The sequence below is a fragment of the Rhodococcus qingshengii JCM 15477 genome, assembly GCF_023221595.1.
Classification (GTDB): Bacteria; Actinomycetota; Actinomycetes; order Mycobacteriales; family Mycobacteriaceae; genus Rhodococcus_F; species Rhodococcus_F qingshengii.
The window spans coordinates 4,115,074-4,128,811 of sequence record NZ_CP096563.1; the positions used below are offsets into that span (position 1 = coordinate 4,115,074).

Below are 13,738 nucleotides of genomic sequence, written 5' to 3' on the forward strand. Positions count from 1 at the left end.
GGACTCGTGTGCGCGCACCTGCGCGGTGCGTTTCGACCGATCACGACCGCCGAAGTAGGTGGCCGATGACACCGGATAATGCACAAGTCCCAAATTCGACAGAAAACACCGATAGCCTGGAAGACGTGCAGCCCACGACTCGTCACCGCGCGCGGCGACGAGTCGACCCAGCACTGGAGAATCCCCAGAGCCTCGAAGAACCGCAGGAACTGCTGCCGCGCAAGCGTCCGACGCAAGAGCGCAGCCAGCGTAAATTCGACGCACTCCTGGCTGCGTCACGGGAACTCCTCACCGATGTCGGTTTCGAATCGTTCACCTGTGAAGAAGTCGCGGCACGTGCTGACGTCCCGATTGGGACGCTTTACCAGTTCTTCGCGAACAAGTACGTCATCGTGTGCGAATTGAACCGCCAGGACCTCGTCGGGGTCCAGCACGAGCTTGCTCAGTTCGGCGGCGAAGTACCCTCGCTCGACTGGTTGCGGTTCCTGAACAGTTTCGTCGATCACATGGCCGGGCTGTGGACGTCTGATCCGTCGCGCCGCGAGGTCTGGCTGGCGATGCAGTCGACGCCGTCCACGCGGGCAACCGGAGTCATTCACGAAAAGCAGTTCGCCGAGACCGTTGCGAAAATGCTCGGCCCGTTGACGCCTCGTACGCGGCGAGATCGTCGCCTGATGATGGCGGAAGTTCTTGTCCACGTGGTGTATTCGATGCTCAATTTCTCGGTTCAGGACGGTCAGTCGCATGCCGACGCCGTCGCCGAACTGAAAAGGTTGATGATCGCGTATCTCCTCGTCGCCGAGAAGGAATCCCGCACGAAGGACTAGTCGAACGACAAAGAGCCGGTCTCCCCTTGGGAGACCGGCTCTTTCGTGTCCGGCAGTGCTACTCCGGGTCGGATTCGATGACCGCGAAAGCGCCCGCCATGTCCCCGTCGTGCGTGAGCGAAATATGAATCTTCACTCCGGTCAGGTGTTTGGCCACGTCACCGCGAAGCCGGATGCCGGGGCGCCCCCAGGCGTCCGAGACGACCTCGATCTGATTGTGGATCATTTCCCCCAGCACCGGTGGGCCGGCGAAGAGAGCAGTTGACCATGCCTTGATCACTGCTTCCTTCGCAGCCCACCGGGCGGCGAAATGTCGTGCCGGTTCGGAGCTCCGGGTAGCGGCGTCTCGACGCTCGCCCGGTGTGAAGTTGTCGAGCATTGCCGTTCCCGGCCTGTTCAATTGCTCGGCGAACTCCGACACCGTCACGAGGTCGAAACCGATACCCAGAACTCCCATACCGTGACTACTACTTGCAGCCGGGCAGATTCGAGCGGTACACCTGGTCTGCGCCGAGTCGTGCGTCCTCGCTCAGCAGCATGTCCGCTTCGAGCTGACGCGACGCCTTGGCCGGCGTTCCGTCGGCACCGAGGCGACGATCCGCCGGGCGCTCGTAGAGGCTGTCGCCACCGCACATCGCCTTCGCGAGGCGACGCTGACCGTCGATCGTCCGCTGCTGGGCCGCAGCAACATAGGCGTCACGCTTGTCGGCCGGAACCGACTCGACGAATGCCTGCGGGTGCACGACTGCGATCAGTCCGGAGACGTGACCGAAGCCGAGGCTGGTCAGCAGGCCCGCGCGCAGCGGAAGATGCTCACCGAACTTGAGCGGCTGACGTGCCCACACGAGGTGCTCGAATTCGGCCATCTTGTCGTCGACGCAGTCGAGGCTGCGGTTCGGCGGGACGATGCCCTGGCTCAGTACCTGGCAGAGCCCGATCAGCTGGAAGGCTGCGGCACCACCCTTGGCGTGACCGGTCAGGCTCTTCTGCGAGACCACGAACATCGGCGCGCCTTCACTGCGTCCCAATGCCCCGGCGAGGCGCTCGTGCAGCTCTGCCTCGTTGGGATCGTTGGCGGCAGTGGAGGTGTCGTGCTTGGAGATCACGGCGATGTCGTCGGCGCTCACGCCGAGTGCGTTGAGCGAGAGTGCGAGCTGCGAATCCGCTCCCCCACGTCCGGCGCCCAGTGCTCCGAGTCCCGGTGCCGGGATCGAGGTGTGGACACCGTCGGCGAACGATCCGGCCCAGGCGACCACACCGAGGACGGGAAGACCCATCTCGAGTGCCAGGTCACCGCGAGCGAGGAGAATCGTTCCGCCACCGGCCGACTCGACGAATCCGCCGCGGCGACGATCGTTGGCCCGCGAGAAGCGGCGATCCTCGATGCCCTTGGCATGCATGTCCTCGGTCTTGGCAGTGGCCGACATGTCGCCGAAGCCGATGATGCCTTCCGTGCTCAGATCGTCGAACCCGCCGGCAACAACCAACTGCGCCTTGCCGAGTCGGATCTTGTCGACGCCTTCTTCGACGGATACCGCTGCCGTGGCGCAGGCGGCGACGGGGTGAACCATCGCGCCGTAACCGCCGACGTACGACTGAACGACGTGCGCTGCAATGACGTTTGGCAGCGCTTCCTGCAGGATGTCGTTCGGACGGTTCTCGCCGAGCAGCGTGTCGATGTACAGGCTCCTCATGGAGGTCATGCCGCCCATGCCGGTGCCCTGCGTGTTGGCGACCAGGCTCGGGTGTACCCAGCGGAGCAGTTCGCTCGGAGTGAAGCCGCCGGTGAGGAAGGCGTCCACCGTTGCGACGATGTTCCAGAGGCCGACGCGGTCGACCGAATCTGCCATGTCGGCGGGGATGCCCCACTTGGTGACGTCGAAGTTGGTCGGAATCTGACCGCCCACACTACGAGTCAGCTTCATCTTGCGCGGAACGCGGATCTCGGTGCCTGCGCGGCGGGTGACCGTCCAGTCTCCGGACTCGGCGGAAACCGTCGCCGTCGTGTTCTCCGGATCGGATTCGACGAAGGCCTGAGCCTCTGCCTCACTGCCGACCACGAAGCTCAGATCCTTGTCCAGGAACACGGAGGTGAGCAGCGGAGCGGTGTTGTCGATCATCGCGCCCTCGTCGACGTAGCGACGGATGCCGCAACGCTCGACGACTGCGTCGTGGTACTTGTCGGCGATTTCCGCCTCGGGTACCAGGTCACCGGATTCGACGTCGTACCAGCCCGGCTTGGGGTCGTTCTCCCAGACGATGAGTCCGGTGTTCCACGCCAATTCGAGAACGCCTGCGGCAGAGAGCTGCTCGTCGACCTCCATCTCGAAGCGGGTACGCGAGGAACCGTAGGGTCCGAGCTCTCCGGCACCCACGATGACCACGAGGTCCGCGGGGGTGACGTCCAGTTCGGGCCAGCTCGGAGCCTTGACCGAGTCGTCGATGCGAGCCGGCGCGGGCAGCGCCAGGATGCTGGACTCGTCCACTGCTTCGTCGACGGCCTCGGCGATCTCGGCCACCTCGGCAGCTTCCTTGGCCAGTGCGGCGAGGTCGAGGTTCGCCTCGGCGAGCCCACCGGTCAGGTCGACCTCGAGCGGAGCCTCTGCAGCAGCGCGACGCGACTCACGCGTTGCCGTCTTCAGTAGCTGGGTCGCCATCTCCTGGGTGGACCAGGTGCGGACGCCCGCAGCTTCGACTGCGTCGACGATCGGATCGTTGTGACCCATGAGTCCGGTTCCGCGAACCCAACCGATGACGGCGTGTGCCAACGTGACCCGCTCGGCCCAGTTGCGCTCGGCCTTCCAACGGTTCACCACGGCGATCAACGAAGCCTTGGCCTCACCGTAAGCACCGTCACCACCAAATGTTCCGCGGTTCGGCGAACCGGGCAGCACCACGTGCAGGTGCGTGTCGACGTCGCTGTCGTAACCGATCTTCGAGAGACCGCCGATGAGGCGCTCCACCGACCAGAGCAACACGCGCATTTCCATTTCGGCGCGAGCGCCGGCGTCGGAAAGTTCACCGCCGACACGGGGAGCTGCGAACGGGAAGAGCATCGTCGGCGTCATGGCCGGCTTGATGAGCTTCTTTGCGCCGCCCGCGTTTTCGGTGGCCTCGTTGCCGATCCAGTCGATCAGCGCGTCGACGTCGGTGTACGACGCCATGTTCGCGGGAACCACCCAGAGGGCGGCACCGGCGCGAGCGTTCTCGCGGTACAGGTCGCGGTAGAAGCCGAGACGCTGACCGTCGAGTCGCGAGGTGGTCACGAATACCGTTGCGCCACCGGCAAGGAGCTTGCCCGTGACCGCTGCCGCGATGGAACCCTTGCTGGCGCCCGTCACTACTGCGACCTCGCCTGCCCACTCGGGTGCGTCGGATTCTGCCGCAGCAGCCGCATCAGCGATGCGGGTGTAGACCTCGGCGAGTGCGGTGCGGCCTTCGTCGGTCGCACGGGTGGCCCACCACTTCGCCTGTGCGGCGACGGTGGAGCCGGCACCGATGAAGTTCTCGACCGACAACGCGGTGTCACCGAGCCAAATGCGAGCGAGATCCTCACGCGCACTTGCCCAGCGGTCGTCGAGCAGAACGGCCTTCTGCGCGTCGAATGCCGGAGCAACCAGACGCGGCCAGTCGGAGCCGAGTTCAGCCGAGACCAGGTCGACCAGTTCGGTGTCCTCGACCGTCGCGACTGCCGTTTCTTCGTTCAGTCCGAGCTGCTCGAGTACCAGGCGTGCGGCCGAGGCCAGAACGCCGTTGCGACCGGTGATGTTCTCGGTGAACTCACCCAGAGCGGCTGCGTCGACGGTTCCGCCGCTTCCGCCGCCGGTAGCGGGCAACGAGACGCTGACTCCACGAGCAGACCCGACCGAGGCAACTGCGCTGTCGATGACTGCGTCCACTGCTGCCGCGTCGGCCAGTGCGCCGGAGCTCAGGCCACCGAGGTCGCCGCCGCGGATGCTGGCGCCGTCACGGGTACCGAGAGCCACTGCTGCGGTGACGTGGTGTGCCCAGCCGTCGCCCAGTTCCCAGACCTTCTTGACGCGGTCGGCGATGTAGCCGGGACGCTTGCCCGAGGGGCCGAAGACCTTACGCAGGTGATCGTTGATCGAATCGGAGAGCACCGGTCCGAACGGCTTGTACGTACGGGCGAGCTTGTCGACGGTTGCCCCCAGGGAGCCCATGTCGGCGTCTGCGGCCCCGTCGATGGCACCGAGGGAGAGCTCGGAGCCGAGGTCGACCAGAAGCTGGTTGCGACGCGAGGAAACGCCGTCGCACAGTGCCTCGATCGTGTCCGCGGGGCCGACCTGATCGGGACGGAGCTTGGTCCACAGGCTGATCAGGACCTTCGTGGCGTCGGGCGCCTTGAAGGTGAGGTCGTCCGGACGCGGTCCACCCGAAGGTGCAGCCGGCGCGGCAGCGGCAACCGGAGCAGCGGCCGCGGCGGCCGGAGCAGCCTGCGCGGCAGGCGCTTCGATCTCGTCGTCGTCATCGACAGCGGGGTCGACGTCGGTGCCGTAGACGATCGCGGCTTCGCGCTCGACGTTGAGAACCTCGACCGGGTAGCCGAAGCGGCCCGGCAGCTTGAGGGTCTGCGACGCGAGGTTTGCAACGGTCGGGGCAGCGCCGAGACCGATCTCGACGAAGCGTTCGACCCCGAGTCCACCTTCGGACTCGTCACCGAAGAGCAGGTCCTGCGTCTCGATCCAACGGACCGGGCTGGCGAACTGCCAAGCCAGCAGCTCGATCAGGATGATGCGGGACAACTCGTGAGTGCGCGTTGCGTAGCTGTCGAAGTCTGCGAGGACTTCCTGCAGCGGCTCGGACGGCACCAGGTCGGCGATTTCCTGAACGAAGTCACGACGCAGCGAGAACGGCTTCGGAACCAGGTTCGGGATGTAGCGGCCGATCAGGATGTCCGGGTCGATGTCGTGCGGGAGCAAGTCCTGCAGGCACACGCGGAAGTCCGCCACGCCACCGCGAAGGACGGTGGAGTGGAACGGCACGTCGATGCCGGGAACCTGGATGTATGCCCGCTTGCCACCGAATTCTGCTCGGCGACGATCGATTTCGACCTCGAGTGCGTCGAGACCGGCTACCGAACCGGCGATGGCGTACTGGCTGCCGCGCAGGTTCAGGTTGACGATTTCGAGGAACTCACCGGAGGTCTCGGCGACACCGGCGACGAAGCCCTGCACGTCGTCGTCGGAAACACCGATCTGCGACGGGCGAATAGCGGCCATGCGGTAGTCGGAGCGTCCGGCTTCGTCACGGGGAACGAGCTGGTGCATGGCGGAGCCACGCTGGAAGACGACCTCGAGAAGTGCTTCGAGCGGGAAAACCTCGGCGACAGCGGCGAGTGCGTTGTACTCACCGACCGAGTGACCGGCCAGAAGGGAATCCTCGATGAAGGTTCCGGATTCGCGCAGCTCGGCAACCTGGGCAACACCGAGAACGGCCATGGCCACCTGGGTGAACTGAGTCAGGTGCAGGACACCGTCGGGATGCCTGTGCTCGACACCACGGGCCTTGACGGTCACCGGGTTGTCGCGCACGACAGCGAGAATCGAGAATCCGAGTGCCTTACGAGTGTGCTTGTCCGCGCGCTCCCAGACGTCGCGGGCGGCCTTGGAGCGTGCGCGAGCGTCGAGGCCCATGCCCGGGCGCTGAATGCCCTGGCCGGGGAAGGCGTAGACGGTCTTCGGCGCGGCGGTGCGGCCGGTGGCGACCATGACCAGTTCACCGTCGATGCGGCAGCCGACCTCGACGATTTCCGCGCCCTGGTCGATACCGACACGATCGACACGGACGTCGATCTCGGCGCCGGGTCGAACCATCCCGAGGAAGCGAGCTGTCCAGGCGGTCAGGCGGCGCGGCGGGACGCGGGTCTCGGCCGGGTCGACTGCGGTGACTACCTGCTGCGCTGCGGCGGAGAGCCACATGCCGTGCACGATCGGCGTTCCGAGGCCGGCCAGCAGAGCGGCGTTGTCGGAGGTGTGAATCGGGTTGTGGTCACCGGAAACCTGAGCGAAGGCGCCCATGCTGACCGGAGCGAGGATCTTCGCGTCACGGCGACGACGACGCGAGGTGTCGACAGCCGCATCGCTGATCGATCCACCGGCGCGAGCCGGGTCGGCGAGTTCGCCTGCACCGGTGCGTCCGCGGATCGCGAAACGCTCGGTCATGGTGACGACTGCGGGGGCGTCGAGGCCCTCGCCGAGCATGGCACCGACCTCGACCTTGACCTCGACGACACGACCGAGGTCGGTGTCGAGAACCGAGGCGACCTCGGCATTGACCACGAGAATGCTTGTCTCGGAGGGAAGTTCACCGACGAAGTCGACGGTGTGGTCGAGGTGGACCAGGTCGAGCATGCCTTCGATAACGGAAAGACTGTCGAGCTTGGCTGCGCCGAGGACTGCGAACACTGCAGGCCAGCATGCTCCGACGACGACGTCCGGAACAGCCTTGCCGCTGACACTGAGCGTGGCGGGCAGACCGGAACCGGTGACACCGGCGTGATCGGCGATGCGATCGGGAACCCACGCGACGTTGAGGCGAGCCTTGCCGTTCTTGACTGTCGGAAGTTCCTGTCCGGCAGCAACTGCCAGGAGCGCGGACATCGCACCTTCGGCATCGGCTTCGGTGACAACCGGAGCGCCGCCGTCGACGACGGACTCGGGGATCGTGATCGTGATGTCGACCGACTTGCCTGCCACCAACGGAACCGAAAGCAGCACGTGCGAGGAATCGACGACGGTCAGACTGGAACCGGTGGTGCCGTGAACTGCCTTGTCGGCAGACTCTGCACTCCACTCGTCGAGGTCGCCGAGACGACGGACGGGGTTCTGGGTCAGGCGGCCGGCCCACTGGAGGTCAGGAGCCGAGAGAACGGCGTCGAGAAGTCCGGGTGCGGAATCCTGGTGGCGACGGCTCGCGAGTGCAACCGGAGTGGTTCCGGCAGCAACCAATTCGTCGTAGGTCGCCTTCTCGAAGCGATCGAGCAGGTCACCGACCGGCTCGTCGACACGGGTGATGCCGGCGACGGCAACGGTGCCGGGGATGACGCAAACCTGATCGGCGGTGTAGCGGGGGTCGTGTGCCTGCCACAGGGAGTCGCTGCGCCACCAACGACGCACGTCACCGTCGACGACGGGAACGAAGTTGACCGGCTTGCCCGGCGTCTTGCACAACGAGATGAAGAACGAGACGTCTGCGGGATGCAGAACGGTGGTCGAGTAGTCCGGGTACGACGCCTGCAGTGCGCAGATTGCAGCCTCGGGGCGCTCGAGGGTCTCGGCGTCAGCGAACAGCGTGGGGATCGGGCCGCGGTCGACCGGGTGCAGACGCGCCTCGGTGCGCTGGAGCATCTCGCCGAAGCGAGCACGCCAGGTGATGTCGAGCCACGGGCTCGACGTCGCCTCGACGATGGCGTCCTGAAGATCGGCGCCGCAGTCGAATTCCTTCGCCGCGTCGATGCCGACGGTCAGCTCGAGGTAGCGGCGCAGCCACTGTGCGTACGTCATGGTCTCGACGTCGCCGAAGTACGGCTTGGCGGTGACGTCGAGGGCGGCGATGATCTCGTCGCGGCGCTCGGCCACTGCCTCGGAATCGCCGGCAACCTCGTCGAGGAGGCGCCCGGTACGCGAAGCCGCGTTGTCGATCTCGTGGATGTCGGCACCGAGCTGGCTACGGCCGGAGGCCATTCCGCCTTCAGCGGTACCTGCACCGACCCAGTCCGGCGTACCGGGTGTGTCGACGAGGAGCTGCTTGACCTCGGGAGAGGTGGTGGCCTCGAGAGTCGCCATGGCTGCGGTGCCGACCAGGATGCCGTCGACGGGCATGGCCGGGAAACCGGCTGCGGCGGACCAGCGACCGGTCAGGTAATCAGCTGCGCGCTCGGGTGTTCCGATGCCGCCACCGACGCAGATGACCAGGTTCGGGCGTGTACGCAGCTCGGCGTACGTGTCGAGGAGCAGGTCGTCGAGGTCTTCCCACGAGTGGTGTCCGCCGGCGCGGCCGCCTTCGATGTGGACGATGACCGGGAAGTTCGGAACCTCGTTGGCGATGCGGATCACGGAGCGGATCTGCGCCACGGTGCCGGGCTTGAATGCAATGTTGGTGATGCCGATCTCGGACAACTCGTCGATGAGAGCAACAGCCTCTTCGAGTTCCGGGATACCGGCGGTGACGATGACGCCGTCGATGGGAGCACCGGCGGTACGGGCACGCTGCACGAGGCGCTTGCCACCGAGTTGCAGCTTCCACAGGTACGGGTCGAGGAACAGGGAGTTGAACTGGACCGCGCGGCCCGGCTCGAGCAGCATCTTCAGCTCTGCGACACGGTCTTCGAAGATTTCTTCGGTGACCTGCCCGCCACCGGCAAGCTCGGCCCAGTGACCGGCATTGGCTGCCGCGGCAACGATCTTGGCGTCGACCGTCGTCGGCGTCATACCTGCTAGCAGGATGGGTGAACGACCGGTCAGCTTCGTGAACGCGGTCTCGACGCCGATACGGCCGCCGGGAAGCGCAACGGGCTTCGGCGCGAACTCGGACCACGAACGTGAGACCTCAGGTGCTGCACCGGGGGTGAGCAGATTGCGGTGTCCGCCGCGGGTGGCTGCGGCAATGATGCCGATGCCCTGTCCACGCAGCGAAGAGGACGTCATACGGGTCAGCTGATCGCTGGGTCCGAGATCGAGAATCCACTTGGCGCCGGCGGAGATTGCGCCGTCGACAGCCTCGACCCAGTCGACCGGATCGACGAGGACACCCTGCGCAAGTTCGCGCGCACGGTCCGCGTCGAGACCGCAACGGGTCGCCCAGCTGCCGACGAGTTCGACGGCCTCGGTCAATGCGGGGTGATGGAAGCCGATTTCGGTGTCGAGCGGATCGAAGGACGGCGCGAAGACGGAACCGCCACGCTTCTTACCCTCACGCTCGCGGGCTTCCTCGGCTTCGATCTGTTCACAACGCTCTTGCACGCGTGCCAGCTCAGCGGGCGGCCCGGCGAGAACGACGCGGCGACGGCCGTTGCGGATGGCGAGGACAGCCGCGCGCTCAGGCGCCACACCCTCGGCAAGCTCGGCGACGATGGCGGCGAGACGCTCGGGATCGACGCCCGAGACCGCAACCATCGGCTTCGCGGAGGCGCCGGCGATGACGCCGCGGCGACGGCCGACCAAGCTGGCAGCAGCACCGACGAGCTGTGCGACGGCGAGGAGTTCACCGTCGTCATTGCCCTGCGCGGCTACGGCAGCCGTGGCCAGAAGGCCCTGCGAGTGGCCGATGACGGCAGCCGGCGGGTTACCGGCTACATCCAGACCCTGAGCGGAGAGTGCACGCAACGCCGCAAGCTGCGTGAGGAAGACGCCCGGGAGTGACACCGGAGCTGCGGTGAGCGCGGCAGCGGAAGGCCCGGCCGACTTCTCACCTTCTTCTTCGTCGACGATCTCGGCTTCGAGCATCCACGCGATCGGATCGAATCCGACCGGGCGAACCACGAGGAGATCCTGCGCGACGGGCGCGAGGCGTGCTGCTGCGTCATTGACCAGATCGGTCAGAACGGGCTCCAGTCCGTTGTCACGGCTGAGCTCCTCGAGCGAGGTGAGCCAGGGAGCGCCCTGTCCACCGAAAGCGATTGCGTAGGAAACGCCGTTGTTCAGCGAATCGACGAGGGCACCTTTGCTGGTCGTGCGGGACTGTCCCCCATCGACGCCGAAACGGCGTCCACCCTTCGAGTCGCGTCCGTTTCCTGTAGGTGTCGTGTCATCGATCGTCACGCGTACGTCCTCTCCTGGTCACCTCTGCGGCGAGGTGGGATTTGCGGTGTGCTGCCCGGCTGAAGTGCTCGCGAATTCGTCGAGAGAATCGACGGAGTCAGGGCGTTCGTGCAAGACAAGGTTTACACAGAATCATGAGGATTTCCTCACGTTTGTCGGCACCCTGGAAATCTGGACTTTCGGGGCCGTGATCTTCCTCACGAGACTTCGAGAAAGTGACTCGCGAGTAGGTCGCGAACGCCCTGCCTGGGACTGTTACCGGGATTTTCAGAAACCTGAGGAACCCCTCATATTTATTGTTACCAATTCGTGACCTCCTTGACGGACGGTCGATCCCGTGCGTTCCGGGCCACAATCTGTCGGACTCCCTCGCTACGTTCAGCGCGTCCACACCGGACAACTTCTCGGGGGGAGAAATCATGAAAGACACAGACGTAGTCAGAGCGGCCGAATTCATCGGCGCCGAGCTTCCGCGCGAGGCGTGGCCGCATTGGAATCAGGGATGGCCGCGCGAGTCCGAAGCCGCCCTTCTCGATGCGATCTTCTCGTCGCGCGCCGCCTATGGAACACCGAAGACCGGAGTCCGCGCCGTCGTCGACCGTTGGCGCACACACCGCTCGGTAGCCGCCGACGATCGCCTCGACAGCTTGCCCGCTCTCGCCGCCTTCACCGACCGTGGCGACGAGCTCGCAACGATTCTCGGCAATCGCCAGCGCGTGCCGGGCAACTACTTCACCAAAGCCGAGGGTGCGGCTCGCGCGGCCAAGGCGCTCGTCGAATCCGGTTGCCGGTCCAGTGCCGACGTCGAGGACACCGAAAGCCTCCGTTCGGCAGTTGTCTCCGTTCCGGGGCTCGGCCCCAGGACCTTCGAGACGCTGGTGTTCCTGTCCGGGAAGTTGACGGTAACTTCGATAGATCTACTTGCACGGTTCGCCACCGAAGCAAGCAGTAGCGAGAAATTGTTGTCGAGCACCGACGCAGCCGAGTTGCTCGTTGCGGTTGCCGAACATCTCGATGTCGATGTTCAAACGCTCACCCACGCTGCGTGGCGATATCAACGCACGGCCGAGCAACCTCGCCGGTCGAAGAAATCCACCATGCCGCCCGCAGCGGATCCACTCGCCGAAACGGCCTGAGAGCGGGCGGGCGCATCCCGACCAGGGTGGTGTGCCCGCGAGCGATTCCACTCGCGTATCCTTTGAATTCCGCGCGCGAGTGGCGGAATTGGCAGACGCGCTGGATTTAGGTTCCAGTGTCTCAGGACGTGGGGGTTCAAGTCCCCCCTCGCGCACAACGAAGAGCCCCGCCGGATCTGATCCGGCGGGGCTTTTCGGTTCTCGTGAGCAAGGTCAGCGCTTTCGATCCTTGACCGGTGGAGTCATGTACGTCGTCCGACTCGGTGTCAGCCCCAGACGGACCGAGCTCTCCAACCAGGTGATCGCCGAGGCCGTCGGATCCACAACCGGAACGTGAATCCCTTTGCCATGCAGCCTGTCTCGGACCGCACTGGTCACACCGAGCATCCCGGTGCAACCGAGAACGACGGAGTCGGCGTCACCGTTCTCCACTGCCGCAGACGCCTGAGCGGCCAGTCGATCGATCAGTTCCTCCCGATCGGTGAGGCCCAGCACCGGCATGTCCACGACTCGAATACTGCCCAGCCGATTGTCCAGCCCATACCGCCGAGTGAGCGATCGGAGCATCGGCACGACGTTCGGCAGGATGGTCACGACACCGACGCGATCGCCCAGACTCATCGCTGTCAGAAATGACGGCTCGAAGCCGCCGACCACCGGAGCGTCGATGACCTCTCGGGCGGCATGCACTCCGGGATCGGCGAAACACGTGATGAATACACCGTCGACGCCGTCGGCTGCCGCCTCTTCGACCCGCTGCACGATCCCGGGGCCGGCAAGTGCCTCGTCGTACTCGGACTCGATGCTCGCCGTACCGGTAGGCAGCGAAACGACGTCGACCGTCGTGCCGGGCGCCGCCCAGTGCTCCACCTCGTCTGTCACCGCCGGAGTCAGTGTGGTGTCGATGACCGGGCGAATCACTCTGATGTGCATCAAACACTCCCCTGCTTTCGGATACGCGCCGAGGTTATCGATGCAGCACAGCCGGGAGAATGTGTTCAGTGCCCTGGCGTTGCGGGTGAGGATGGGCATAGCGCACAGGTGCTGTGGAGCGGCTTCTACGACACGCCGTGGCACGGCCTCTACGACACGCCGTGGCACGGCTCCTACGACACGCCGTGGCACGGCTTCTACGACACCGTGTCGGAGATCGCAGGGCGAGGCACTATAGCTCTCAGGTACCGTCTTAGTGTGTCCAAGAACGCTACTAAACGCCGACCTGCGCTGATTCTGCTGGTCATCGTGTCAGCTGCCGGCTGCCTCGCGCTCGGCTGGTGGCAGTGGGAGCGCTTCGAAGCCGTCGGAGGCTCGGGACAGAATCTCGGGTACGCGTTCCAGTGGCCGCTGTTCGCGGCGTTTGTCGTGTACGCGTATCGCAAGTTCGTTCAGCTCGAAGACGTGGACCCCGAAGAGGCCGAAGCCGAGGAAGCCGCCGCTGAGCCGCGTGAGATTCCCGCCGACCTCTTGCCGCAACGCCCGCGGGCCGAGTTCGACGATGTGAACCTCGACGTCGACGACCCTGAAGCCCGCCAAATGCTGGAATACAACGACTACCTTGCGCAGCTCGCCGCTCGCGAGTCCGATAGGAGCACGACGTGAGTACCGGTTCGGAAGCGAGCATCGCTACCCCCGCAGTCAACGCAGAAAAGCAGAAGAAGGTTGCGTCGGCGCTGGTCCGATACCGCGTTCTCGCCTGGATCACCGGCCTCTGGCTGCTGTTCCTGACCGGTGAGATGGTCTACAAGTACCTGATTCTCGACAATTCGGCGGACGCACCGTCGTGGTTGTTCTACATCGGCCAGATCCACGGCCTGTTCTACATGCTCTATCTCGTATTCACGATCGACTTGGCGATCAAGGCCCGGTGGAAGCCCGGTACGACGGTTGCCACCGCGCTCGCCGGCACGATCCCGTTCCTGTCGTTCGTGTTCGAGCACAAGCGAACCGCCCAGGTGAAGCAGGCTTACCAGCTCTGAGAGTTTCAAAAAGTGGAGCC

At 65.2% G+C, this 13,738-nt stretch carries 7 protein-coding genes and 1 tRNA gene; 5 read left to right on the top strand and 3 right to left on the bottom strand.

From position 1 onward, the window contains the following. Window positions 1-125: 125 nt before the first annotated feature. On the top strand, window positions 126-827 hold the full coding sequence (locus M0639_RS18715; protein ID WP_003945379.1) for a TetR family transcriptional regulator: 702 nt from the start codon (window positions 126-128) through the stop codon (window positions 825-827). Between the two features lie 58 nt (window positions 828-885). On the opposite strand, the gene acpS is transcribed toward M0639_RS18715, so the two are convergent. Then, complete coding sequence (gene acpS, locus M0639_RS18720; protein ID WP_003945362.1) at window positions 886-1,284, bottom strand: holo-ACP synthase AcpS; 399 nt, start codon at window positions 1,282-1,284, stop codon at window positions 886-888. 10 nt (window positions 1,285-1,294) lie between these two features. After that, the gene (locus tag M0639_RS18725; RefSeq protein ID WP_064075833.1) at window positions 1,295-10,606 is read right to left on the bottom strand and encodes a type I polyketide synthase; all 9,312 of its coding nucleotides are present in this window, start codon (window positions 10,604-10,606) and stop codon (window positions 1,295-1,297) included. Between the two features lie 419 nt (window positions 10,607-11,025). On the opposite strand from M0639_RS18725, the gene M0639_RS18730 reads away from it, so the two are divergent. Together M0639_RS18730 and M0639_RS18735 are read left to right on the top strand one after the other, a co-directional pair. Further along, window positions 11,026-11,742, top strand: coding sequence for a hypothetical protein (locus M0639_RS18730; protein WP_064075832.1), 717 nt, complete (start codon window positions 11,026-11,028; stop codon window positions 11,740-11,742). 73 nt (window positions 11,743-11,815) lie between these two features. Then, window positions 11,816-11,897: transfer RNA gene (locus M0639_RS18735), tRNA-Leu, on the top strand. 58 nt (window positions 11,898-11,955) lie between these two features. Here the strand turns inward: M0639_RS18735 and M0639_RS18740 are convergent. Beyond that, on the bottom strand, window positions 11,956-12,675 hold the full coding sequence (locus M0639_RS18740; RefSeq protein ID WP_064075831.1) for an aspartate/glutamate racemase family protein: 720 nt from the start codon (window positions 12,673-12,675) through the stop codon (window positions 11,956-11,958). Window positions 12,676-12,933: 258 nt separating this feature from the next. On the opposite strand from M0639_RS18740, the gene M0639_RS18745 reads away from it, so the two are divergent. Both M0639_RS18745 and M0639_RS18750 read left to right on the top strand, forming a co-directional pair. Then, window positions 12,934-13,341 carry a hypothetical protein gene (locus tag M0639_RS18745; RefSeq protein WP_020970031.1) on the top strand — a complete coding sequence of 136 codons (408 nt, stop codon included), beginning with the start codon at window positions 12,934-12,936 and terminating at the stop codon, window positions 13,339-13,341. Further along, window positions 13,338-13,718, top strand: coding sequence for a DUF3817 domain-containing protein (locus M0639_RS18750; protein WP_003945334.1), 381 nt, complete (start codon window positions 13,338-13,340; stop codon window positions 13,716-13,718). The genes M0639_RS18745 and M0639_RS18750 overlap by 4 nt, the downstream gene beginning before the upstream one ends. Window positions 13,719-13,738 lie beyond the last annotated feature (20 nt).

Bases quoted from the DNA above. Each gene is read 5' to 3' on its own strand.
- acpS (WP_003945362.1), bottom strand. From the start codon at position 1,284: ATGGGAGTTCTGGGTATCGGTTTCGACCTCGTGACGGTGTCGGAGTTC.
- M0639_RS18730 (WP_064075832.1), top strand. From the start codon at position 11,026: ATGAAAGACACAGACGTAGTCAGAGCGGCCGAATTCATCGGCGCCGAG.
- M0639_RS18740 (WP_064075831.1), bottom strand. From the start codon at position 12,675: ATGCACATCAGAGTGATTCGCCCGGTCATCGACACCACACTGACTCCG.